Genomic DNA, 23,384 nt, shown 5'->3' on the forward strand with positions numbered 1-23,384 from the left:
CAAACTACTCCACTAAAACACGCAGGACTGTGCACACACCCATGGGACACAGTGTGCACAACCTCCTGACACCCAGTGTGCACAACCTGATGACACTCAACGTGCACGAGGTGCTGACACTTTACACTTTAGGGATTTGGTAGATTGCACTTTAGGGATTTGGTAAGTCGCACTTTAGGGATTTGGTGAAATAGTGTTCATTCCGAGGGAATTGGGACAGCATCTTGAGCAACTGGCTTCGTGGTTTCCGATCGTGAGCGTGACCGGACCACGGCAAAGCGGAAAATCGACGTTGATTCGTGAACAGTTCCCTGATTTCACCTATCTCAATCTCGAAGACCCAACGCTACGCGCGTTAGCCACCGAGGATCCCACGGGCTTTATCCATGATCGTGGCTCTGCCCTCATCATCGACGAGGCCCAGTATGCGCCCGAGCTTTTCTCGGCCCTGCAGGTTATTTCAGACGAACAGGGCACACCGGGACAATACGTGCTTTCCGGCTCGCAGAACTTCCTCCTCATGGAGAAGATCTCGCAAAGTCTAGCCGGAAGAGTCGGCATCACCCACCTGCTTCCACTCTCTTTCCGGGAGGCACTCACCGCACGACCCGACACGAGCGCTGAAGATTTCATGGTTCACGGTGGGTATCCGCGCCTTTATCAAGTAGATATGCCACCAGAGATCTACTACCAGAACTACCTCCGCACATACGTCGAACGAGACGTCACACAGTTACTCAATGTTCAGAACACGGACGCCTTCCAAATGATGATGAAACTGATGGCCCTTAATGCCGGCAACCTCATCAACTACACTGGACTGGCTCGCGAACTCGGCGTCGCGTTTGCGACCGTGAAGAACTGGGTAAGCATCCTGGAATCCAGCTTCATCGTGTTCACACTGCGTCCTTTTCACACCAATTCCCGCAAGACGCTGACGAAGACCCCTAAGTTGTACTTTTACGACACTGGACTGCTCTGCCACCTCCTGGGTATCCGCACAAAAGTAGACCTCGTGAACTCCCCAGCTTTCGGCGCGGTGATGGAGAACCTCATCGTGGCAGAAACCGCCAAGTGCTACCACCACCAAGGGATAGCTCCCGAGCTGTATTTCTACCGAGACGACAGCAAGATTGAAGTGGATCTCCTCGACATGACGCACGAGCCACGCGCTGTGGAAATAAAGTCCTCCGTGACCTTCCGCTCGCGCTACGGAAGAAACGTCGCCACGGTTGGCAGTCAGTTGAGCATAGATCCGGCGCAACGCTGGGTGGTCTACCGCGGCGAACACCGCCAACAATTGGAAGAGTTCAAGGTGCTGCCCGCATCCGAGTATCTACGTCAGGATTTCGCGAGTCCTTCAAACCAGGTACGCTGACACGCGTACTAACTCTGGATGGTGGTGTAAGCAATGCGCAAAGTCGTATCCACGCTCGTTGCGGTGGCGGTGCTGTGTACTGCGCCGAACGCGGTCGCGAACCCGCTCGTGGGCAGCTCACAGGCGTTCTCTCAATCCAGTTCCCAGGCTGGTGAGGAGCTCCGCACGGCTATCTACCGGGCGCTGCCGCCGCAGGCGCGCAATCATCCGTTGGCACAGCAGCTCGCTCCGGCCCCTGCACCCAGCGCGCCGACTCCGGCCCAGGATCAACCTGCGGACTGCTCCAACTGTGTGGCCGTCACGTTCGACGACGGTCCGGCTGCATCCACGAATCAGGTGTTGGATATCCTTGCGCGCAAGCACGCCACGGCGTCGTTTTTCGTGTTGGCGCCGAAGGTCCGCGCGAATGCGGGCGTCGTGAAGCGGATGCGGGCTGCCGGTCACACGGTAGCCAGCCACACTGCCACGCACCGTGACTTGACGAGGCTTTCGCAGCCGGAGGTGCGTCGCGAAGTGGAGGAGGGCTCCCGCGCGATTGCTGATGCCACTGGTGCTTCCCCGCGGTTTGTCCGCCCGCCGTATGGGGCGCTCAACGCGACGGTGTCCGAGGCGGCGCGGGTGCAGGGTCAGGCGGTGGTCTTGTGGGACGTCGATACGCTGGATTGGAAGCACCGCGACCCGGCGCGGACGTGCAAGACTGCGGTTGACCAGGCACGGGCCGGGTCGATCGTGTTGATGCACGACATCCACCCGACGACGGCCCAAGCCGTGGAGTGCGTGATCGACGGCCTGCGGGCGAAGGGGCTGCGGCCGGCGAGCTTGGATCAGATGGTGCCGCATCCGGTGCCCGGCAAGACGTACACCACAAGGAACAGTTAGCTCGCCTGCATCCGGGCGACCATGTCGTGGGCGATCCACGACTCTACTGACTCACCGTCGATGGTCCAGGCCGGGTGGTCGCCGCCTTCGAAGTAGGCCAGGTGGTGGGGCATCATGTTCATCACGTGCGGGATGAGGTCGATCAGTGGCATCGGGATCTGAGGAACGCCTAGCCCGGCGGTCATCGGCAGCAGTTCCTGCGCGGCCACGTGGAGCAGCACTCCCAACCCCGTGATGTCCTCACCCAAAAACGGCGGTGTCTCCCCCGCATATTCCTGTACTACATGAGACACGGCAGCTAACTCCCATGCCAGTGCAAGCAGCGTAGCAATCGGGTTGTGCCCGAAGTCCTTGAAGCCGCGTCCGGCAAGTTTGTGCAGCGGGGCTGCGGCGGGCTGGGCGAGGCGCACGCCGACGCGCTGCGCCAACCCGTCGTGCTGCGTGGCGCAGGCGAGGTCGTTGCTGTGGCAAAACGTGAGTGCCTCAGCTTCAGCGTCGTGGAAGCTGGTGCGGCGTGGCCCGGTGAGACCCGAGACGTCGCTAGCAAGGCGTACGCCGTCGAGCGGGATGAGGATTTCGCCGTTCTCGCCGCGGACGCCACGCGCGCCGGTGACTGTTTCCGCCGTGTGGTAGGTGGTGCGGCTGCGCCCCGGATCCGCGATAAGGTAGGCCGCGACAAGGCTCGGGTCGGGGGACTCCGCCACGAGGTCCCCGAGCAGGCCAGCCCCTTGCGAAAACCCGAGGAACAACACCTTCGTGTCCGGGCATGCGTCGTGGAGCGTGGCGAGGTGGGTGCGCACCGCCCGTTTGCCCGTGTCTAAGGACGCCCCGTACGGCAGCGCCATGTTCGTCCTGGTCTCCCCCAGCGTCCCCAATACACCAACCGACGCCGTGTACGGCACCTGCCAGGCAGACACGCTCTCGCCAGCCGCTTCGACGTCAGCGATCAGGGTCGACCCGGGTCGCAGTCCGCGCACGTGCAGCGGGTCGTCGCCCTGGTTGGAGTCGCCGGTGCCGGCGGCGATGACAAGCTCGAAATCGGTGCAGCGCGACGGCGCGGCGGCAATGTTGCGCTCGTACGACTCGAGCGGAGCCGCAGGCAAGGGCTCGCTATCGCTTTTCCCCAGTAACTGCGCCTGAGCTGGCGGTGCCACAGACGGGACCACAACGCACGCAGCGCACACCACGGCTGCCAACGCAGCGCGCATATCGTTCATGAGGCGTCCCTCCACGCGTTGAGGTCCACCGTGAATCCCCCGATGGAGCCGCGGGAGGTGTACTGCCACACCTCGGGTGTGCCCATGCCGAGTGGGGTCGGCCATGCGTCGACACCGGGGAATGCTGGATTGTTGGAGCCCCAGTCGGCAAGCCAGAGGGCTCCGAGCTGGGATGGCCTGGCTAGTCGCATGTATCGACGCCAATACCAGGCATTCGTATAGACGCCAGCAACGCGCACCCCAAACCCCTGGAAGGTGTCGTAGGCGGAGCGGACGTCGGCAAGTGTGAGCCCAGCGGGGCTTTCCACGTCGAGCCACATCGGGCACTGCAGAGCACCGGGGACGCGCTGGAGTACCTCGACGCTGGCCTCCACCTGCTCTGCCACGCTGGTTCCCTCGGAAGGGCTGCGCAGGAAGTGGTAGGTGGATACGTTGAGGCCGGCGGAGTGGGCGTCGACAAACAGGGTGGGGAACGCGTGGTCCTGGTAGGTGCCGTCGGTGGTGCGGATGATGGCGAAGTCGAGTGGGCAGGCGGTGAAGTCAAAGCCTGCCTGGTGCTCGGATACGTCGACGCCGAACCGCATTAGTTGCGCTTGCTAAAGCCCATGCGTGGCTGGAAGCCCTCGGGGCGCTTGCGCTGGGCGGCGGCGTCGCCGATGACAAGGCGCCACTTCGCGTCCGTGACCGGCATGTGGGATAGCGGGAACCAGCCGACGTCGATGGATTCGTCGTCACCGACGACGGGCTCCTGGGAGGGGTCGACGGCTTCGAGGCGGAGCTGCGTCGACATGTAGCTTGCGATGTCCCCATTGTCGTGGGTGACGGGGCCGATGGCGCCGACGCCGAGGATCGCAGCCGGAGTGGCCTTGATGCCGGTCTCCTCGAGCACCTCGCGCACCGCGGCGTCGTGGGCGTCCTCGCCTGGGTCGGCGATGCCGGTCACGGGCGTCCACTTCTCGTTGTCCGCGCGGCGGACGAGGAGTACTTCGGGGACTGCCCACGGGGTGTCCGCGGTGGAGTCCCGCAGCACGACGGCGCATACGGCGGGTACCCACATTGGGTCGGTTCCGATCTTCTTTCGGGTCTGCACGATGAACTCGGGTATAGGCATGGGTTCAAGTGTACTTCGGTTACTATTTACGGCATGTTGCACACCACCAATGATGACTCCGCACAGTCTGTTGCTTTGCTTCGCCGGGTGCCAACTGCACTGTTTGTGGCGGTGTACGGAGCGCTCGTGGTGGTGCTGGCCTCGCTGGCAGTCGCGTTGTACGCCTACCAGCACAACGCTCCACAGGAGACTCGGTTGCAGCGCGAACTAGTGTTTCAGCCCGAGGCACCGCAGGCCGACATCGCGTCGATAGAAGCGAGCATCCGGCCGTACCTGATCGCGGATGCAGAGGTGCGCGAGGCGCATCGCGGCGCAGCGCTGCGCGGCGACATCACGGATACCGCGGTGCAAGACGTGGACTCGTTCGCGGGGCACCTCTCACGCCTGCTGCAGCAGAACTGCATCCCCGGCGTCGAGCTGCGCACGGGCAGCAACCTCAACGTGAGTTTGTGGGACTACTGCCACGAAGCGCCCGCACCAGAATCGATTGCGCAGCAAATGCGCCTCGCGCTGAGTTACGACGCCGACTTCGTCGGGTTCCTGCGCTACCCGTCCAAGCAAACGACGAAAGTGACGTGGATGAACGTCGACGATGACGCCTCACGCGACAGCCTCGTCGCAATGTGGAAGGAGCGTGGCTTGCCCGACGGAGTCGATGAGGTGGTCTACCAGGCATATGGGGCGGGCGAAGTGACCACGCTCGTGATTGATAACAAGGGCGAGCACCCCCTGCACACCGATCCCACGCCTGATTCCAAGTAGCTCACCACTGCTGTTCGACCCACTCGGCGTCCGGCACGACGCGCTCGATGACTTGCAAGATCTGGTCAACGTTGGAGTAGGACATCATGATCGGGTCCTCCATGCCTTCCCAGCACTCCTCTCCTGAACGGTCGGCTTCCGTCCCGGATACCACGCCGATGATGGTGGCGCGCCCATTCACGTCTGCGAAGACGGGGCCGCCCGAGTCGCCGGAGGAGGCGCAGACGCCTGCGATGTCGCCGCGGGACTCGCGCTTTGCTTCGTCGTCGTGGCCGGTGACGATCTGGACGCGGCTCGCGGCCTCGAAGTGGCCACAGGTGTAGCCGGTCGTCCCGCCCGTTTTGCAGACGCGGTCAACAGGGCCGATGTCGGCACCGATGCCAGTTGGGATCGGGTCGCCGACGAGCGGCACAGCGCGGTCCGTGTCGTAGATCTCGATAATGCCGACGTCGATGCGCTCCGCCTCTGGGTCCTCTACATCAGGGGTGTAAAGCCCGGAGTAGATAAACCTACCGACTTCCTGCGAGTAGTCGTTCGTGTCCGAGGCCCCTTTCGGCCACACCAGGTTGCCTTCACGCCCGCAGTGCCCGGCGGTGACGGCGTAGGAGCGGCCGTCGGCACCCGAGAACGTGAACGCGACGGTGCAGGACTGCGCGGTGAAGCGCTCCCCCGGCTCTGGGTAGTGGTCCGTGGACTGGATCAGCGAGCCCGGCGCCCACGGTGCGAACTCGGGCACCAGGATCCGGTTGCCCGTTGCCGCGGCAGGCGGTTGCTCCCCGGGTCGCTGGACGGCTTCCTGGGCTTGGCGCTCCTCGGCGGTGCGCGTGTCTATTTCAGAGGTGTGCAGGCCCAGCCACACCACCATCCCGACCAAGCACAGCGCGGCGACGATGATGGTAAACCACGCGGCACCACCTAGCCCGCGACGAGGCGCCGGCTGCCCTACTGGGGCGACCGGCTCCGGGAACGTCCACTGTTGCCCGTTTTCGGGCTGGTATTTCTTGGCGAGGTCGCCGCTACTGCTCATCGCCCGCTTCATCGTCAGCGAAGGCGGGGTCGCCCTTGGCAGCTTCTTCCTTCTGAATCTTCATGTCTCGGATGAACTTCTCGGGGTCGAACTCGGTGAAGTACTCCGGGCCTGCGAACTGTTCCTGTGCCATGTTCTACTTCCCTTCGATGGAGTCTTGGATAAAGGCCTTCACGGCGTCGGCGTCATTCGGCAATTCGGTGACGTGCCGTGGTTGGTCCATGATGCCACGGAAGCGTTCGGGCACCTCCGGCTGGGTGCCGGTGGCCTCGACGATGGTCTCGGCGAACTTCACCGGCAGCGCGGTCTCAAGCACAACGATAGGAGTGTTGACGTCGCCGCTGACAGCGCGGGCGGCGTGGACACCGTCGGCGGTGTGCGGGTCAATCAGCACGCCGGAGCGCTCGTGGACCTCGCGGATGGTCGCCACGCGGTCAGCGTGGGTGGACGAGGAGGAGCAGAAGCCGAACGCGTCGCGGATGCGGTCGAGGACGTCTGCGCCGCCGAAGTCCTCGGCGTCGAAGCCGCCGTCGTTCACCTTGGTGCCGAAGAGCTCGCCGGTCAGCGCGGCGTCGCGCCCGACGGCGTCGAACATCATGCGCTCGAAGTTCGACGCCTTCGAGATATCCATGGACGGCGAGGACGTCGCCTGAGTCTCGGCCGCGCTGCGCGGGCGGTACTGGCCGGTGCGGAAGAACTCGTCGAGGACGTCGTTCTCGTTCGTAGCCACGATCAGGCGGTCAACGGGCAGGCCCATCCGCTTGGTGATGTAGCCCGCGCACACGTCGCCGAAGTTGCCGGTCGGCACCGAGAAACTCACCTTCTGCGAGTTGCTCTCGGTCACACGCAGGTAGGTAGAGATGTAGTAAACCGTCTGGGCCAACAGGCGTGCCCAGTTAATGGAGTTGACGGCGCCGATGGCGTACTTCGCCTTAAAGTCGGCGTCGCCGTTGACGGCCTTGACCACATCCTGGCAGTCGTCGAAGACGCCGTCGAGGGCGATGTTGAAGATGTTCGGATCGTCCAGGCCAAACATCTGGGCCTGCTGGAATGGCGTCATCCTACCAGCTGGGGTGAGCATAAACACGCGGATGTTGTCGCGGCCGCGCATCGCGTACTCGGCAGAGGAGCCGGTATCGCCGCTGGTAGCGCCCAGGATGTTCAGGTGGCGGCCGCGGCGGCCAAGCTCATACTCGAAGAGCTCGCCGAGCAGCTGCATCGCCATATCCTTAAACGCCGCGGTTGGCCCCTCGGAGAGGTGTGCCAGCCACAGGTCGTCCTCGAGTTTGGTTACGGGGACGATGGCGGCGTCGTTAAATACGGGGGTGCGGTAGGCGCGGGCGGTGATCGCTTCGATGTCGGCGTGCGGGATGTCGTCGATAAAGAGCTTGAGCACCTCGGCGGCGAGTGCCGCGTACCCGCGCTCGGCGAGCAGCGTGCGCCAGCTGTCGAGCTGCTCGGGGCTCAGCTGCGGGTACTCCACGGGAAGGAACAAGCCGCCATCCGGGCTTAAGCCCGTGAGCAGGATGTCGGTGAACTTGTAGGTTGTGCCTGCGGTATCGCGCGTTGAAATGTAATCCACGGTTGCACAGTCTACGTGACGCACCGGACCCGCATGCCGGATTGCCTAACCGAGGGAGTACCTTGTACCGCATGCCCCATTCCAACTCCCCTGTCTCCCAGACCAACGACCCACAGCAGCGCGTCACCCGGCGCGCCCTTTTTGTGTGGTTCGGCGCGGTCGCGGTGTACGTGGTCGCCATCTTGGGCCGCACGTCCTTCGGCGTCGCGGGAGTTGAGGCGATCGACCGCTTTGGTATCGACGCTTCTCGGATCGCAGTGTTCACCGCAGTACAGGTTGGCGTGTACTCGTTGGCGCAGATCCCGACCGGGGTGCTCATCGATAGGCAGGGTCCGCGCTTCATGCTGATCGTCGGCGCACTCGTGATGGCGGTGGGCCAGATCCTGCTCGGGTTTACGTCCTCCTACCCTGTCGCGCTTGCGGCTCGCGTGCTGATCGGCGCGGGCGACGCCACGGCGTTCCTGGCAGTGATGCGTATCCTGCCGAGCTGGTTTCCTCCCCGCAAGACGCCGCTGTTTACGCAGCTGTCCACTGCGATTGGGCAGATGGGTCAGTTCCTGTCCGCGGTGCCGTTCTTGGCGCTGCTGCACGCGAAGGGCTGGCAGGTCGCGTTCGTCTCGCTCGGTGCGGTCGGGGTGCTCGTGGCGCTCGCCGCGGTGGTCGCGGTGGCGGACGCTCCCGCGAAGCCTGGCGAGGAGGCTGCGACCAAAAGCGCTAAGGTGCCGCTTCGCACCACGCTCTCGACGGTGGTGCGCTCGCCGGTGTGCTGGGAGGCCTTCTTCATCCACGGGTTCTCCATCTTCCCGATGGTCACTTTCACCCTGCTGTGGGGTGTGCCGATGATGACGCTCGGCATGGGCCTGAACGAGCAGGAGGCCGGCACGGTGCTGATCGTGCTGACGGTGTGCATGATCGTCGCGTCGCCGGTGCTCGGTGCGGTCTCTGCACGCCTGGGCGTGCGCCGTGACATGGCGGTCATCGTGCTGTGCTCGCTGACGCCGCTGATGTTTTTGTGGTTCTTTTCGACGTCCACTCCGCGCGGCTTCGGCGCGATCCTGGCGGTGGTGATCGTGATGGGCACGGTGGTGCCCGCGTCCAACTTCGGCTTCGATAACGTGCGCGAACACGTGCCACCCGCCATGGTGGCGACCGGCACCGGCCTGGCCAATATGGGCGGGTTCACATCCTCCATGGTGGCAGCCCAGGCGGTGGGGATTTTGCTGGACCACTCGGCAGATTCGGTGCAGTACACGTGGGAGGACTTCCAGTACGCCTGGATCGCGGTCTACGTGCTAGCAATCCTGCTGATGGTGGGCCTGCTCGTGGCACGGGCGAAGGCGCAACCGCAGATGCGCCGACTCAAGATCGTCGAGCAAGCGCCACCAACGAAGGCAAACTAGCGCCGCGGGGGTTCCTGGCGCCCGGTCAGGATGTCAACGACGGAGCGGATGGCGGCGTCGCCAAGCTGCGGCAGCGCCGAGGATCCGGGCGTGGAGACCGTGGTCGGCCCCTCGCCTTCGCGGGTGCGCTCGGGCACGCGCTGCTGGTGTGCATCCGTGGTGCCGGGCTCCACGGCGATGCTCAGCGTGGAGTCTGCCAGCTCGAGTGCGGTGTCTGCGGTGACGCCGGCGACGCGGGCGGCGTCGACAAGCGCGACGAGGTCCGCGAACGTTGCGTGTTCAAGGTCGATTGCAATCTGTACAGCCATGGGCACCAGCATAAGTTATTCGAACTCGTGCGACGGGGCCTCGCCCCAGAACACCTCCTCGACCACGCGGTATGCGCGACGGGTGGTGCGCCGGTAGTCCTCCAGGAACTGCTGTTGGTGCTCCGGGCTGTAGCCCGCGGAGCCTGCGACGGGGCCGAGCTGTGTGCCCGGCGCGGGCAGCTGGTCGGTGCGTTTGCCGGTGACCAGCACGATGGCGTTGCGGGCCCTGGTGGCCATCAGCCAGGCCTCGCGCAGTTGGCGTGCCTGCTGTGGCGCGATGACCTGCGGTAGGTCGTCGTCCGGGTCGACGAGGTAGTCGAGCGCCTCCAGCGTGGAGGTGGTGTGCAGCGCCGGGTGGGTGTGCGCGTGCATCATGGTGAGCAGCTGCACGGTCCACTCGACGTCGGCGAGCGCCCCGCGACCCAGCTTGGTGTGGGTGGCGCGGTCCGCCCCTCGCGGCAGGCGCTCGTTATCCACGCGCGCCTTGATGCGGCGGACTTCCCTGATGTCGCGCTGGCTGGCGCCCTCCGGCGGGTAGCGCACCGGGTCGATGACGCGCAGAAAGTCCGCACCGAGGTCCCGGTCACCGGCGATGGTGACGGCGCGCAGCAACGCCTGGCGCTCCCACACCTCGCCCCACTCGGTGTAGTAACGCTCGTAGGACTCCACCGTGCGCACCACCGCGCCGGAGCGCCCCTCGGGGCGCAGTCCGAGGTCGACCTCGAGGGGTGGGTCGGCGCTCGGCTTGGCCAGGCGCGCGCGCATCGCCTCAATGACCTTGGCGGCCCACACGGTTGCTTCGTGGTCGTCGTAGCTCTCGTTGGCTGCGGCAACCACCATCACGTCCGCGTCCGAGCCATAGCCGAGCTCCGCCCCGCCGAGTCTGCCCATCCCGATCACAGCGATGCGCGCCGGCGCTGGGCGCTCGGGGTCCTGGTGCTGGGCGCGCATCTCTGCGGCGAGCGCGGCGCGCAGGACGGCGTCCCACACGTAGGTGAGCTCCTCGCAGACCTGTCGCACCTCCATGAACCCGAGCAAGTCGGCGGCGGCGATGCGCGCGAGCTCCGCCCGACGCAGCGAACGCGCCACCGACACCGCGCGGTCCGGGTCCTCGTAGCGCCCGGCGGCAGCGACGATCGCCTTCTCTACCTGGTCGGGTGCAGCCTCAAGGAGGCGCGGCCCCGAGGAGCCATCGCCGAAGAGTTTGACCACCTCAGGCGCCGCGATGATCAGCTCGGAGGCGTACGGGCTGGTGCCCAAAATCTGCATGAGACGCTGGCTAACCACGCCCTCGTCGCGCAGCATGCGCAAAAACCAGCTCTTATCCTCCGCGGCCTCCGAAAGCTTGCGGTAGTTCAGCAGCCCCGCGTCCGGGTCCGCGGTGCCACCCAGCCAGTGCATCAGCGACGGCAGCAGGATCGCCTGCAGCTTCGCCCGGCGCGAGGTGCCCTTCACCAGCGCGGTGAGGTGGTCGTGAGCGCGGGCCGGGTGGCGGTAGCCGAGTGCGGCGAGCTGGGCCTTGACGGCGTCGGCGCTCAAGGTGGCCTCGCCATAGCTCAGATTCACGACGGCGCTGAGCAGCGGGCGGTAGAAGATTCGCTCGTGCAGGTTGGCCACGGTGAAGCGGACCTGCTTGAGGCGGGCGCGCAGCGCCTCAGTGGCGGTCGCGCGCGGGCCGGTGCGGAAGCCCGTGGTGCGCGCGAGCCACCGCATCGCCTTCGCGTCGTCCGGTTTGGGCAGCTGGTGGGTGCGCTTGAAGCGGGTGAGCTGCAGTCGGTGCTCGAGCAGGCGGAGGAACTCGTAGGCGTCGATCAGCTTGGCGCCGTCCTCGCGGCCGATGTAGCCGCCGTCGGTAAGCACCTGGAGCGCGTCGACGGTGTTCTTCACCCGGATGCTCGGGTCGATGCGCCCGTGCACGAGTTGGAGCAGCTGGACGGCGAATTCGACGTCGCGAAGTCCGCCGCTGCCCAGCTTGAGTTCGCGCTCGCGCAGGTCTTTCGGCACGTGCTCGAGCACGCGCCTGCGCATCGCCTGGACGTCCTCGACGAAGCTTGTGCGTTGCGACGCCTCCCAGACCAGCGGGCGCAACGCCGCGATGTAGCGCTGCCCCAGCTCGGCGCTGCCTGTCATCGGGCGCGCCTTGAGCAGCGCCTGGAACTCCCAGGTCTGCGCCCACCGCTTGTAGTAGGCCAGGTGGCTGTCGACGGTGCGCACGAGCGCGCCGGACTTGCCCTCGGGGCGGAGGTTGGCGTCGACTTCGAAGAAGCACGCGGTGCCAAGCTGCATCACGGTGCTGGCGGTCTTGGTGGCCGGGGCTGTGGCTGGTTCGGCGACGAAGATGACGTCGACGTCGGAGATGTAGTTCAGCTCGCGGGCGCCGCATTTGCCCATCGCCATGATCGCGAGGCGGGAGTCGGGGTCGTCGTCGCCGTAGGTTTCGCGGATGGCGACGGCCAGCGCTGCGGTCAGGGCGGCGTCGGCAAGCGTGGTGACGTACTCGGTCACCTCGCGGTAGCCCACCTCACCTGCGAGGTCCGAGGCGGCGATGCGCATCATGAGGGTGAGGTAGTGCTCGCGAAGCGGTGCGGTGGCGCTGGCGTGGCGCGACCACTCCTGCCCCGCGCGGTAGGTGCCGGGGGTGGTCAGGTCCTCGCTTGCGGTGTCGCCCCCGAGGCCCGCCGGTGCGGCGTCGACGGCTGCGAGCATCGTGCGGAAGAGCTCCTCGCTGCCTGGGAGCGGCTCGAGCAGGCTGCGCCAGCGCTGCGGGTGCGCCACCAGGTGGTCGGACAGTGCCGTGGAGCCGCCGAGCAGTGCGAACAGCCGGGTGCGGAACTGGCCGTCGGCCGCCAGGTGGGACTGCACGTCCTGCCAGGATGGGGCGTCGTCAAGCGCGCTGAAGAGACGGTAGAGCGTGTTGAGCGCCAGGTCTGGATCGCCGGCGTCGGCAAGCGCTGCGAGCACCTTCGCATCCGTGATGCCGAGTGTGGTTAAGTCCTCGGCGGCGCGGGGGCTGGTCAGCCCGAGCTTCGCAGGGTTCGGCAAGGGTGCGTCTGCTGACATGGTGTTTCCTTAAAGGTCGATGCCGCTTTCAATCTCCCACGGGGTGATCTGGGAGGTGTAGGCGTGGTACTCGTCCCACTTCGAACGCAGGAAGAACTCGAAGACCTGCTCCCCGAGCACTTCTGCCATAAACTCGGAGCGCTCCAGGTGGCGCAGCGCCTGGTCGAGCGAGTTCGGCAGGTCGCGGTACCCCATCGCGCGGCGCTCCCGGCGAGTCAGCGCGAATACGTCGTCGCGGCTTGGCTCGTCGAGCTCATACTCCCCCTCGATGCCGCGCAGGCCCGCTGCCAGCACCGCCGCGTACGCAAGATACGGGTTGCAGGCGGAGTCCAACGAGCGGACCTCGATGCGGCGCGAGTCCGCCTTGTGCAGGCGGTAGGTGGGCACGCGCACCATCGCGGAGCGGTTCGACACGCCCCACGTCGCCGCGGTCGGCGCCTCGGAGCCGAACTGGAGGCGCTTATACGAGTTGACCCACTGGTTCGTCACCGCGGAGATCTCGTTGGCGTGCTCGATGATGCCCGCGATGAACTGGCGGCCCGTCTTGGACAGCGAAATCTCATCGTCCGGGTCGTGGAAGGCGTTGGTCTCCCCCTCCCACAGAGAGAAGTGGGTGTGCATGGCGGAGCCGTCCATGTCCGCGAACGGCTTTGGCATGAACGTGGCGTGCACGCCGTTGGCTTCCGCGACGGTCTTCACGATGTAGCGGAAGGTGACCACGTTATCGGCCATGGTCAGCGCGTCGGTGTGCCGCAGGTCAATCTCCTGCTGGCCGGCGCTGGCCTCGTGGTGGGAAAACTCGGTGACAATGCCCATGTACTCCAACGCGGCGATCGCCTGGCGGCGCAACTTCGGCGCCTCGTTGCGCTTCGCCTGGTCGAAGTAGCCGCCCTTGTCCGCCGGCACCGGGTCCTCCCCAGGCATGTTCTGCTTGAGCACGTAGTACTCGATTTCAGGGCTGGCGTTGAACTCGAAGCCTAGCTCGCGCGCGTGCGTCATCTGGCGGCGCAGTACCTGGCGCGGGTCGGCGTAGAGCGGGTCGCCGTCCGGCATGGTGATGTCGCAGAACATGCGGGCGGTCTGCAGGCCGGTGCCTTCGTCGAACGGCAGCGGCTGGAAGGTGGAGGGGTCCGGGCGCAACAAGGTGTCGGACTCGGAGATGCGGGAGAAGCCCTCGATGGAGGAGCCGTCGAAGCCCACGCCCTCGTCGAAGGCGGCCTCAAGTTCGGCGGGGCTCATCATGACGGTTTTCAGGGATCCGAAAATGTCAGTGAACCACAAGCGGATGAACGCGATGTCTCGCTGTTCAACCATGCGAAGTACGTTTTCCTGTTGCGTGTCCATAGTGTTGTACCCTACTGCGCCTGCGCTCGTGCCGCCGCGAAAGTGGGCGAACGCGTTAGACTTTGCGGTGACCGCACATGCTTCGTGTTGAAAGTAGGGCTTCGCCGTGGCTGCACCACATGAGTACGTAGAAATTGAGATCAAGTTAGCTGTCGACGACTCCACCGCCGTCCCCGACATGCGGCAGCTGCCGGGGGTGTCCGCGCTCGCGAGCACGAGCCACCAGCAGCTCTCCGCAATCTACTACGACACGGCTGACCTGCGCCTGACGCGCGAGAAGATCACGCTGCGCCGCCGCACGGGAGGCCCGGACGACGGCTGGCACATGAAGATTCCAGCAGGTCAAGGTCGCACCGAGCTACGCTGCCCACTGCAGGACCCGCACACGGTCCCGCAGGAGCTTGTCGACGCCGTCCGCGCCATCGTGCGCCACCACCCGCTGCAGCCCATTGCCCAGGTGGACAACCACCGCGTGGAAACCATCCTCGCCGACGAGGAAGGCCAGCCCGTCGCCGAGTTTTGCGACGACCACGTCTCCGCCCGCTCGCTGCTACCAGGGGGCTCGCACACCACTTGGCGCGAGTGGGAACTCGAACTCACGGAGCAGGTCGCGGGCACCAACGCAGGTGCGTCCCTGCTGCGCCAGGCGGAGCGTTACCTGCTCTCCTCCGGCGCTCGCCCATCCTCCTCGCCGTCGAAGCTGACGTCCGCACTCGGGGACTCGTTGGCGAAAGCTCCGCTGCCTCCGCACCTCACCGAGGCGCACCTGCCTGCGGATTCCCCGCTGCATTCCCTGTTGACTTCCGTACGCACGCTTCGTGACACCATCGTCCACGGCGACCGCGCCGTACGCGCCGACCAGTGGGACTCGGTGCACCAGCAGCGAGTGGCAATCCGGGAGCTGCGCTCCATCCTGCGCACCTTCGACGGGCTCGTGCAGGGCGATGCGTTTTCGAAGATCGAGAAGGAACTCAAGCACGTCGCGGGCGTGCTCGGGGTGGCGCGAGACGCTGAGGTGGTGCACGCCCGGTGGTTGCAGCTGCTCGACACTGACGACTCCGGCTGCATGGATGATGCTGCCGCAGCCCACCTGCGCGAGGATATGCACAGCGTGTACAAGCTCGCGCACCGCAACATCGTCAACATGTGCAACAGCGACGCCTACCTCAACCTTCTCGACGCCATCGATGAACTCATAGCGAACCCTCCCCAGGTGCGCGAGGGCATCAAGGACAACGACGAAGCCCTGGCGCGCCACGTGCGCAAGGCATATAAGAAGCTGATGAAGCGCCACGCCAAGGTCGACGACCGCTACCACGACACGTCATTGCCGCGCGCGAAGCGCGAGGCCTACGTGCACGACGTACGCAAGGCCGCCAAGCGGCTGCGCTACGCCGCGGCCGCCACCGGCGACCCGAAGTTCAAGCGCCTCATCAAGGCCTGCAAGCGCCTGCAATCAATGCTGGGTGACTTCCAGGACTGCGCGACCTCGCGCGAGGAGCTGCTGGTGCTTGCGAAGCTGGCGCGCCAGCGCGACGAGGACGTGTTCGCCTACGGCATGTGCTTCCAACGCGAACTCCGCGACGGTGAAAAGGCACTGCGCGGCTACTTCGGCGCAATCCGCGAAGTAAAGAAGGCAGCACAGAAAGCCCTGTAAGTCCTGTACGCGCAGTAGGGGCTACTTCTCCCAGGAAGGTGGGGTGCCCCAGTTGTCCTCGGCGGCCTCTTCCGCGTCCGCCTGCTGGTTACGCGCGGCCGCGATGCGCAGCGCATCCTCGGCTTCCTCGCGCGTCTTGTAGGGGCCCATGCGGTTTTCCCAGGACTGCACTTTGCCCTCGGTGATCTCGCCGGTGGTCGGGTTGTAATAGAAGTTTCCGCTCATGGCGCCCACCTTAGCGCCACGGGTATGGTTGTGCCCTATGAATGTCCAACAGGAGATGCGTGCTGCACATGCCCACCATGCTGGCTGCGCCCCCGACCACGTCGCTTCCGCGCCGGCAACGGTGGTGGTGGCTGGTGATGGCGTCGATAATTATGGCGGGGCGAGCATCATCGGGCTTGGCCCACAGCGGGTGTGTGCCGCGGTGAGCCGCAGGTCGGACGATGTCATTTCGCTCCAGTTCACGCGTGCCGACGGCCAGATTCTCGCCGCGACCAGCACGCTGGCGGCGCTCAACGCCCCTACCGCGGGCACCGAGGAAGCGCAGCTCGCGCACCGGATTACCGGGCTGATCCATACGCTGATCCACCGTCAGGTGCTTTCCCGCGAGACCACGGGAATGGACATCTCGGTGGTCTCCCACGTCCCGCACGGAGTTGGCCTCGGCGAGATTGCCGCGGCAGAAGCCGCCATCACGTTGGCATGCGCCGGCGCCCACGACGATATCGACGCCCCTCCCCTGCGCACGAAGCTTGCGGAGGTCTGCGCACAGTCCGCCACCGCGTACGCCACGTCCAGCCCACTGAAGGCGCGCTACACCGCGGCGCTTCGCGGCCACGGCACCACGCTGAACCTTGTGGAGCAGGCAGACGGCTCGGTCACGCAGATCACCCACCCGGAGCGCCTTGGCCTGCGAATGTTCGTGGTGGCCAAGGAGCAGGCACCGCAGCCGGACGCGTTCGCGGAGTCGATGCGGCGACGCCAGGAGTTCATCGAGACGGCAGCAGCAAACTTCGGCGTGACCTCGCTGCGCCAACTACCTGACGCGACCGCGCGCGTGGTCCAGTGGGTGGAGGCCCGCCACACCGTTGGCGATAGTTCCGCACCGGATCCGAGGCGCGCACGCGCAGTGCTGCAGCGCTGTGAGGACGAAACGGCACGCGCACTGGGTGCGGCGCAGGCGTTGCGCTCGCAGCAGATCGATGCGCTGGTCAACGCGCTGCACCCCCACGCGGGTGACGCCGCCGATGAGGCCCTGGCAACCCCGGCGCTGCTGAGCCAGCTCGCGTGCGAGTGCGGAGCGAGCGTCGCAAGACCAGCCGCACCTGGGGTCTCCCAGTCGGTGCTGGCGCTGGTGCCGACGTCGAAAGCCGAAAACTCTGCCTCCCGAATGAAGGAGAACCTGCTGGTCATCCCGATCACGACGGGTGAGGTTGGCAGGATCGAAGTGTAAGGCGAATGAGCCAGCCTATAAGCCGGATTCTGTACCCGTGCCCGTAGGCGCGGGCGGCAACCATCCATCTGTGCGTCCCATCGCTGGGCGCATCAAGCAGCTACCTTCGGACTGGGCGGGCAGCCTCATCACGTCCGACGACCCCAGCCTTGCGGCTGCGGTTCTTGCCTTGCTCCCGGTGGGGTTTACCTGGCCACGCACATCACTGTGCATGCCGGTGCGCTCTTACCGCACCCTTTCACCCTTACCCACCCAGTTGCCTGGGTTGGCGGTGTACTTTCTGTTGCACTTGCCCGCGGATCGCTCCGGGTTGCTGTTAGCAACCACCGTGCCCTGTGGAGTCCGGACTTTCCTCGGTCCCCGCCAGCCACAACGCGTGTGGTGGTTCGGGGCGACGCGGTCGCCCGGCCGGCTCATTCGCACTGTGCCACTCTACAACACAGCGGCCGGTGTGCTTTATTTTCGGTGGTGGGCGACGTCGTTGACGCAGCGCACCACGCCCATCTCCCCGTAGAACTCCACCACAGAAATCGACGCCAAGTCCAGAAACAGGTGCTTGAACACTTCAGCGCTCACGTTCAGCCCCTGACGGATCACCGACTTGATCGGCGTGGTGTGCGCCACCAAGAGGATGGTTTTGCCTTCGTAGCGTTCCTGGACGCGCAGCCGGGCACGCGTGACGCGGCGGTGCAGCGATGCCAGCGACTCCCCGTTCGGCGGCGCGGTGGCGGCGGAGGCCTGCCACGCCTCGAACTCCTCGGGGTAGCGCTGCTGCGCGTCCTGCCTGCTGAGCGCCTCAAAGTCGCCGAAGTCCACCTCGCGGAAGCCCTCCTCGGTGACGATGTCCTCGTGCGCAATCCCGAGCGCGTCCGCGCAGGCCTGCGCGGTTTGCTGGGCACGCGCCTGCGGTGAGGCAACGATCACGTCGATGTGCCCCATCTCGGCGAGCGCGGCCGCGGCCCGGCGCGCCTGCGCCTGCCCGATTTCGGTGAGTGGCGGGTTGGCTTGCCCGCTGTAGACGCGGCGGGCGGAGTGTTCGGTTTGGCCGTGGCGCAGCAGCACGAAGCGGGTGCGTGGGGCGTCGGTGCCGGACCAGTGGCCGGGGCTGGCAGTCTCGTGGGGCTGCGCCTCTTTTGGTGCCGCCGGGGCAACCTGCTTGGCCGCCTGCTTCGGCGCTTGCGCAGGTGCCTCGTGCGCAATCAGGCCCTTTTTGCCCTTCGCGGCGGCGTCCATGGCTACGTTGGACAGCTCGTCGGCCTTCTTGTTCTTGGCGCGCGGCACCCACGTATACGTCACCTTGGTGCACGTGCGCGCAAGCTGCTTCGCCTCCAGCGCGAGCTGCTGCATGTCGGGGTGCTTGATCTTCCAGCGCCCGTTCATCTGCTCGACCACGAGCTTGGAGTCCATGGACACCGCGACTTCGTCGGCGCCGGCGTCGATGGCGGCCTTCAAGCCCTCGATGAGCCCGTGGTACTCGGCCACGTTGTTCGTGGACTTCTTGCCCACCGCGTAGACAACTTCCGCCAGCGTCTCCCCGTCCGGGCCGTAGACGACGGCACCGCTTCCGGCGACGCCGGGGTTGCCGCGGGAGCCGCCGTCGCAAAACATGGCTACCTTCATGCGCCTACTCCTGTACCTGGGTGCGTACCAGCAGTGTGCCGCAGTTCGGGCACATTGGGACCTCGTCGGCCGGGGTGGCGTTGACCTGGTTGCGCTCGGTGGCGGGCAGGGCGATGAAGCAGCCGTTGCAGGTGCGGCCGTTGAACGCGGCGGCGCCGATTTCGTCGTAGGCCTCGAGGACGTCCGCGGGCAGCTGGCTGCGCAGTGCTTCGGTGTCCACGCGCTCGCGTGCCGGGAGAGCGTCCACAGCGCGCTGCGCGGCCTCGACCTTACGCTCGAGCCCGTCCAGGCGAGCCCCATGGTTGTCGCGGTTGTTGCGCAGCGCCGCGATCTCGTTGTGGGCCTCCTTCAGCTCATACTGCAAATCCGCGATGCGCGACTTCGTGGTGTAACGATCGTGTTGCAGGTCCTTGCGGCGCTCCTCGTCTGTCTCCGCGCCGAGCATGCGCTTGTTGTCCAGGTCGCGGCGCTTCAGCTTGCGCTCGTCTTCCTGGATGCGCAGGATCTCCAGCTCCATGTCGTCGACAGCGAGCTGCGCCGCAGACGCCGCGCCGCGCATACGCTCGAGCTCCGCGGTGAGGCGCTGCAGCTCCTTTTCCTCCTCGCTCGTGGCCTCGGGGTGGGCGGCCTGGCGGTCAGCCTTGGCAAGATTCAGTAGTACCTGCTGGAGTTCTACGGCAAGTTTCACGGGGAAGCACTGCTCCTTTACTTGGCTTGATTCGGGTGGGCGGAAACGGTCCACGGGTCCGTGCGCACCGGGATGATGCACGTTTCCACGCCTAGCGGGTTCACGATACCCTCTGCCTGCTGCGTCCACGGAAATTCACTCGCCCAGTGCGCAGTATCGATCACGGCGGGCCCGCCAGCGCGCAGGTGCTCGTCGACTGGGTGGTGACGCAGGTCCGAGGTGACATAGACATCGACGCCGAGCGCCCTCGCATCGTCAAGGAAGCTGTCGCCCGAGCCGGAGGAGACTGCGACGGTGCACACCATCTGCTCCGGGTCGCCTGCGGCGCGCACGCCCCACACGGTCTCAGGCAGGGCGTCGGCCACGCGCTGGGTGAACTCGCGCAGGGTCATCGGCTCAGGCAGGGTGCCCACTCGCCCAAGGCCGGTGGCTCGCTCGAGCGCCCCCGGCGTATCGACGTCCACATCCCCCACCGGGCGAATCGGCCTACCGGGCCGAATCCCGACCAACTCCGCCAACTTGTCATTGACCCCCGGGCGCGCCGAGTCCGCATTGGTATGCGCCGCGAACAACGCGCAGCCGCCGCGGATGAGTGTGTGCACGACCTTGCCCTTCGGTGTATTGGCCGCAACCGAGTGCACCCCGCGCAGCAGCAGCGGGTGGTGGACGACCAGCATGTCCGCGCCTTCCTCCAGCGCGCGCTCCACCACGCTCATCGTGCAGTCCAGGGCAAACGCCACCTTGTGCACGGGCTCGTCCGGGTCGCCGCAAATCAGGCCGACCTGGTCCCAGCTTTCGGCGAGTTCGGGCGGGTAGGCGGCCTCGAGTGCCGCGACAATGTCTCCTACAGTCTTCGTCGTCATGGCAACTAGCCTACAAACCTGGAATGCTGGTGGGCGTGACACTCCAAACAAACCGCCCGACCGTGCTCTTTGACGTCGACGGCACCATCCTCGACTCCTTCCCAGGAATCCGTGAAGGCTTCCTGCGGGGGCTCGCCGCCATCGACGTCGCCCCGCCTGACGAAGCGTTCATCGCCAAGATCCCGGGGCCGCCCATGCGCGAGTCCTACGAGAAAGCCGGGTGCACGCCCGCGCAAGTCGACGCCGCGATGCAGGTCTACTCCGACTTCATGAGCACCGACGGGTGGCAGCAGTTCACCGTCTTCAACGGCATGGCCGAACTCATCGCCCAGCTTGACCGGGATGGGTTCCGGGTGGGCACGGCGACGTCCAAAAGCGAAACCTTCGCCACCCTTGCGCTGAAGCGCGCGGGCATCTGGCCGCACCTGGACTTCCTCGGCGCCGCCGACCACGAGCGCGGCCGCAGCACCAAGATCGCGGTGCTGGAGTACGTCCACGACACCTTCGCACCAAAGCGCCCCATCATGGTCGGCGACCGCACCCACGACTTCACAGGTGCCACCCACTTCGACATCGCGTCCGTCGCCGTGACCTGGGGCTACGGCGACGCCGAGGAGTGGGCACAGGCCACTCACGCCGCACAAACCGCAACTGAGCTCAAGGAGATCCTCTATGCATATTGATTTCGTGTGCACCGGCAACATCTGCCGCTCGCCCATGGCGGAAGTGATCATCGCCGCCAAACTTACCGACGCCGGCCTCGCCGACCACGTCCGCGTCACCTCCTCCGGCATCGGCGGCTGGCACGTCGGCGGCCCCGCCGACCCGCGCGCCATCGCCGAACTTGCCGACCACGGCTACGACGGCACCCGCCACCGCGCCCAACAGTTCGGCGCCAACCAAATCGACGCCGACCTCATCGTCGCCCTCGACACCAACCACGTCTCCGAACTCATCGCCCGCGGCGTCCCCGAGTCCCGCATCCGCCTGCTGCGCTCCTTCGACCCAGTCGCCCCCGAAGGCGCCGGCGTCGAAGACCCCTACTACGGCGGCGCCGACGGCTTCCAAACCACACGCGAACAAATCGAAGCCGCCGCCCCAGGTATTATCAGCTGGGTCAAAGCCCAGCTAGACTAGCCGGAGTAAGTACGGGATCTGTGAAAGCGGGAGCAACAATGCAACCTGAAACAGGTGCACAACCATGGTGGAAAACGTTTCTGACCCCCGGGTGGGTGATCGTCGCCATCCTGATCGTGCTGTTCTCCTACTTCGCGTTCACCCTGCTGGCGCCTTGGCAGCTCCACAAGAACGAAGCGCTCGTGGAGCGCAACGACCACATCAAGACCGCCTTCGAGCATGACCCGGTGCCGATCGGAGAGGTCGTCGACAAGCAGGGCGAACTCTCCCCCGGCGCCGAATGGACCCGCATCACCGCAACCGGCACCTACGCCCAAGACAGCGATGTGCTGCTGCGCCTGCGCCCCATCGACCGAACCCCATCCTTCCAAGTACTGACCCCATTCCACCTGGACAACGGGCAAAGCGTGCTGGTCAACCGCGGATGGGTCCCCGCCATCGGCTCCACCCAAGTCCCCGACATCGACGCCCCACCCACCGGCGAACAAACCATCTCCGGCATGATGCGCGTCGACGAAGGCGTACACCCCTCCGCACCCCTCAACGACCAGGGCTACACCATGGTCTACTCCATCAGCCCAGGTCAAGTCGGCGAACTCACCGACACCGCCCTGGCCAGCCCCTACGTCCAACTCCTGAGCGACTCCCCCGGCGTCCTCACCGCCATCCCGCTGCCCATGCTCGAGACCGGCAACCACCTCTCCTACGGACTCCAGTGGATCGCCTTCGGCATCATGGCGCCCGCCGGCCTCATCTACTTCATCTGGGCCGAAACCCGCGAACGCCGCCGCTTCAAAGAAGAACAAGCTGAGCTTCTCGACGCCCCCTCCGAACCTGCCGAGCCTGTTGCCCCGGCCCCCGCTGCTCCCGCTGCCCCCGCTGCTCCCGCTCAGGCGCGGTCCCGCTACGGCACCCAACGGCGCAACCCCTGGGCCAAATCATACGAAAAGGAAGAAGAACGCTAATGCCCCACCAGCTCACCCAACGCGACGTCAAACACCTCGCCCGCTGCCTCACGCTGCTCGGTGACGCCAACATCCACCTCGACGCCGCCGCCGAACCCGCCGACATCGAAGACGCCATCCTCGACGACCTCGACGCCTTCCGCGAAGCCCCCATGACCACGCTGCTCGGCCTGCGCGCGCCCCACAACGCCCCGCTCATCGACTCCGTCGTCCACAGCGTCCCCCAAACCGACAACGCCTTCGTCCACCTCCTCGACTACATCGCCCTCGCCGCCAAAGCCCTGCGCGCCGAGCTGCGCGAAGTCGCCGTCTTCCCCGACCCAGACAACATCGAAACCGGCTCCCTGCGCCTGCGCGTAGGCGAGTGGGACGTCACCGACATCGACATTCCCGCTGGTTCTTCTGGTTCTGCTGGCATCCCTGATGCCGAGCTGGCCATCATCGGCGCCCTCATGCCCCTCGACGCCGAAGCCGTCACCTTCCAGGCCCCGCAAGGAGTCGGCGTCGTCCTCGCCGACGTCATCCCCGGCACGCCGCAGGCCAGCATGCAGGCCGTCTTCACCGCCATCGAGGCGGAGCTGTAGGGGTTTCTGGGCGTTTGCTGGGTGTTCGCTGGGCACCACATTCCTTTGCGAAAGGTCCACGACCTGGGAAAATACACGACTTCCGAGCCGAACGCTTTATGTCAAGTTGTTGTGAACGTGGTTGGATGTTAGATCGTGATGGGTTGTGGGGGTGGGGCGGTTTGGGTGGTGGTGCGGATGATGCTGACTTCTGCCGGAATACCTGTGCCAGCTGCGGTATTCGGAAGTTGTGTGATGATGCCTTGGCTGAGCGCGTTTCGCATCCCTTCCTCGCGTTGGCGTTGCAGGTTGCCCCAGGTGCCGTCGAGGACTGCTTGTGGTGGGTAGTAGTTGATTCCACTGTGGG

General features: G+C 65.7%; 24 protein-coding genes and 1 other RNA gene. 10 read left to right on the forward strand and 15 right to left on the reverse strand.

Annotated features, from left to right (window positions below; genetic code table 11):
• Positions 1-193 precede the first annotated feature (193 nt).
• Together JMN37_RS10495 and JMN37_RS10500 are read left to right on the forward strand one after the other, a co-directional pair.
• Complete coding sequence (locus JMN37_RS10495) at positions 194-1,378, forward strand: ATP-binding protein (protein WP_252932124.1); 1,185 nt, start codon at positions 194-196, stop codon at positions 1,376-1,378.
• 33 nt (positions 1,379-1,411) lie between these two features.
• Positions 1,412-2,257, forward strand: a complete 846-nt coding sequence (locus JMN37_RS10500; RefSeq protein WP_252932125.1) for a polysaccharide deacetylase family protein — start codon at positions 1,412-1,414, stop codon at positions 2,255-2,257.
• Here the strand turns inward: JMN37_RS10500 and JMN37_RS10505 are convergent.
• Genes JMN37_RS10505 through JMN37_RS10515 form a run of 3 tightly spaced genes read right to left on the reverse strand, consistent with a single transcriptional unit; the run spans position 2,254 to position 4,585 of the window.
• The gene (locus JMN37_RS10505) at positions 2,254-3,474 is read right to left on the reverse strand and encodes a cutinase family protein (protein WP_252932126.1); all 1,221 of its coding nucleotides are present in this window, start codon (positions 3,472-3,474) and stop codon (positions 2,254-2,256) included. The genes JMN37_RS10500 and JMN37_RS10505 overlap by 4 nt on opposite strands.
• Entirely contained in the window at positions 3,471-4,058 is a 588-nt protein-coding gene (locus JMN37_RS10510) for a glycoside hydrolase family 25 protein (protein WP_252932127.1), read from the reverse strand. The genes JMN37_RS10505 and JMN37_RS10510 overlap by 4 nt, the downstream gene beginning before the upstream one ends.
• On the reverse strand, positions 4,058-4,585 hold the full coding sequence (locus JMN37_RS10515) for an NUDIX hydrolase (RefSeq protein ID WP_070362168.1): 528 nt from the start codon (positions 4,583-4,585) through the stop codon (positions 4,058-4,060). Before JMN37_RS10515 ends, JMN37_RS10510 begins: the two co-directional genes overlap by 1 nt.
• A gap of 33 nt (positions 4,586-4,618) precedes the next feature.
• On the opposite strand from JMN37_RS10515, the gene JMN37_RS10520 reads away from it, so the two are divergent.
• A complete protein-coding gene (locus tag JMN37_RS10520) occupies positions 4,619-5,347 on the forward strand; it encodes a hypothetical protein (protein WP_252932128.1) in 729 nt (242 codons plus the stop codon).
• A gap of 1 nt (position 5,348) precedes the next feature.
• Here the strand turns inward: JMN37_RS10520 and JMN37_RS10525 are convergent, their stop codons facing one another.
• From JMN37_RS10525 to thrC, 3 genes are read right to left on the reverse strand one after another with little or no spacing between them, the layout of a single operon-like run.
• Positions 5,349-6,374 carry a trypsin-like serine protease gene (locus JMN37_RS10525; RefSeq protein WP_252932129.1) on the reverse strand — a complete coding sequence of 342 codons (1,026 nt, stop codon included), beginning with the start codon at positions 6,372-6,374 and terminating at the stop codon, positions 5,349-5,351.
• A complete protein-coding gene (locus tag JMN37_RS10530) occupies positions 6,364-6,507 on the reverse strand; it encodes a hypothetical protein (protein WP_168156175.1) in 144 nt (47 codons plus the stop codon). Before JMN37_RS10530 ends, JMN37_RS10525 begins: the two co-directional genes overlap by 11 nt.
• A 3-nt stretch (positions 6,508-6,510) precedes the next feature.
• Positions 6,511-7,956: a threonine synthase gene (thrC, locus tag JMN37_RS10535; protein ID WP_252932130.1), complete on the reverse strand. Its 1,446-nt coding sequence runs from the start codon at positions 7,954-7,956 to the stop codon at positions 6,511-6,513.
• Positions 7,957-8,027: 71 nt separating this feature from the next.
• Between thrC and JMN37_RS10540 the strand changes: the two genes are divergently transcribed.
• A complete protein-coding gene (locus JMN37_RS10540) occupies positions 8,028-9,356 on the forward strand; it encodes an MFS transporter (RefSeq protein WP_252932131.1) in 1,329 nt (442 codons plus the stop codon).
• Here the strand turns inward: JMN37_RS10540 and JMN37_RS10545 are convergent.
• Genes JMN37_RS10545 through glnA form a run of 3 tightly spaced genes read right to left on the reverse strand, consistent with a single transcriptional unit; the run spans position 9,353 to position 14,068 of the window.
• On the reverse strand, positions 9,353-9,664 hold the full coding sequence (locus JMN37_RS10545) for a Cgl2226 family protein (protein ID WP_252932132.1): 312 nt from the start codon (positions 9,662-9,664) through the stop codon (positions 9,353-9,355). The genes JMN37_RS10540 and JMN37_RS10545 overlap by 4 nt on opposite strands.
• 15 nt (positions 9,665-9,679) lie before the next feature.
• Entirely contained in the window at positions 9,680-12,724 is a 3,045-nt protein-coding gene (locus tag JMN37_RS10550) for a bifunctional [glutamine synthetase] adenylyltransferase/[glutamine synthetase]-adenylyl-L-tyrosine phosphorylase (protein ID WP_252932133.1), read from the reverse strand.
• A gap of 9 nt (positions 12,725-12,733) precedes the next feature.
• Positions 12,734-14,068 (reverse strand): type I glutamate--ammonia ligase, encoded by a 1,335-nt coding sequence (gene glnA, locus JMN37_RS10555; RefSeq protein ID WP_070363460.1) that lies wholly within the window; start codon positions 14,066-14,068, stop codon positions 12,734-12,736.
• A 106-nt stretch (positions 14,069-14,174) separates the two neighbouring features.
• Here glnA and JMN37_RS10560 point away from each other — a divergent pair, with 106 nt between their 5' ends.
• Positions 14,175-15,725: a CYTH and CHAD domain-containing protein gene (locus tag JMN37_RS10560; protein WP_252932134.1), complete on the forward strand. Its 1,551-nt coding sequence runs from the start codon at positions 14,175-14,177 to the stop codon at positions 15,723-15,725.
• 21 nt (positions 15,726-15,746) lie between these two features.
• Here JMN37_RS10560 and JMN37_RS10565 read toward each other — a convergent pair whose 3' ends face one another.
• The gene (locus JMN37_RS10565; RefSeq protein ID WP_070976472.1) at positions 15,747-15,950 is read right to left on the reverse strand and encodes a hypothetical protein; all 204 of its coding nucleotides are present in this window, start codon (positions 15,948-15,950) and stop codon (positions 15,747-15,749) included.
• A 37-nt stretch (positions 15,951-15,987) separates the two neighbouring features.
• Here JMN37_RS10565 and JMN37_RS10570 point away from each other — a divergent pair, with 37 nt between their 5' ends.
• Entirely contained in the window at positions 15,988-17,181 is a 1,194-nt protein-coding gene (locus JMN37_RS10570) for a galactokinase (protein WP_252932135.1), read from the forward strand.
• 2 nt (positions 17,182-17,183) lie between these two features.
• Here JMN37_RS10570 and rnpB read toward each other — a convergent pair.
• From rnpB to JMN37_RS10590, 4 genes are all read right to left on the reverse strand, one after another.
• An RNA gene (gene rnpB, locus JMN37_RS10575) (RNase P RNA component class A) lies at positions 17,184-17,597 on the reverse strand.
• Between the two features lie 40 nt (positions 17,598-17,637).
• Positions 17,638-18,801 carry a bifunctional RNase H/acid phosphatase gene (locus JMN37_RS10580; RefSeq protein ID WP_252932136.1) on the reverse strand — a complete coding sequence of 388 codons (1,164 nt, stop codon included), beginning with the start codon at positions 18,799-18,801 and terminating at the stop codon, positions 17,638-17,640.
• Positions 18,802-18,805: 4 nt separating this feature from the next.
• A complete protein-coding gene (locus JMN37_RS10585; protein WP_070975120.1) occupies positions 18,806-19,489 on the reverse strand; it encodes a zinc ribbon domain-containing protein in 684 nt (227 codons plus the stop codon).
• 17 nt (positions 19,490-19,506) lie between these two features.
• Entirely contained in the window at positions 19,507-20,352 is an 846-nt protein-coding gene (locus JMN37_RS10590) for a Nif3-like dinuclear metal center hexameric protein (RefSeq protein WP_252932137.1), read from the reverse strand.
• 35 nt (positions 20,353-20,387) lie between these two features.
• On the opposite strand from JMN37_RS10590, the gene JMN37_RS10595 reads away from it, so the two are divergent.
• The 4 genes from JMN37_RS10595 to JMN37_RS10610 are packed head-to-tail and all read left to right on the forward strand — an operon-like array spanning position 20,388 to position 23,038.
• The gene (locus JMN37_RS10595) at positions 20,388-21,035 is read left to right on the forward strand and encodes an HAD hydrolase-like protein (protein ID WP_252932138.1); all 648 of its coding nucleotides are present in this window, start codon (positions 20,388-20,390) and stop codon (positions 21,033-21,035) included.
• Positions 21,025-21,489 carry a low molecular weight protein-tyrosine-phosphatase gene (locus JMN37_RS10600; protein WP_252932139.1) on the forward strand — a complete coding sequence of 155 codons (465 nt, stop codon included), beginning with the start codon at positions 21,025-21,027 and terminating at the stop codon, positions 21,487-21,489. The genes JMN37_RS10595 and JMN37_RS10600 overlap by 11 nt, the downstream gene beginning before the upstream one ends.
• A gap of 38 nt (positions 21,490-21,527) precedes the next feature.
• Positions 21,528-22,454 (forward strand): SURF1 family cytochrome oxidase biogenesis protein, encoded by a 927-nt coding sequence (locus JMN37_RS10605; protein WP_252932140.1) that lies wholly within the window; start codon positions 21,528-21,530, stop codon positions 22,452-22,454.
• Positions 22,454-23,038 (forward strand): hypothetical protein, encoded by a 585-nt coding sequence (locus JMN37_RS10610; protein ID WP_252932141.1) that lies wholly within the window; start codon positions 22,454-22,456, stop codon positions 23,036-23,038. Before JMN37_RS10605 ends, JMN37_RS10610 begins: the two co-directional genes overlap by 1 nt.
• Before the next feature lie 128 nt (positions 23,039-23,166).
• Here the strand turns inward: JMN37_RS10610 and JMN37_RS10615 are convergent.
• The coding region (locus tag JMN37_RS10615; RefSeq protein ID WP_252932142.1) for a hypothetical protein at positions 23,167-23,384 on the reverse strand (218 nt) is incomplete at its 5' end.

This window comes from Corynebacterium lipophilum, from assembly GCF_024102595.1.
GTDB lineage: Bacteria > Actinomycetota > Actinomycetes > Mycobacteriales > Mycobacteriaceae > Corynebacterium > Corynebacterium pseudogenitalium.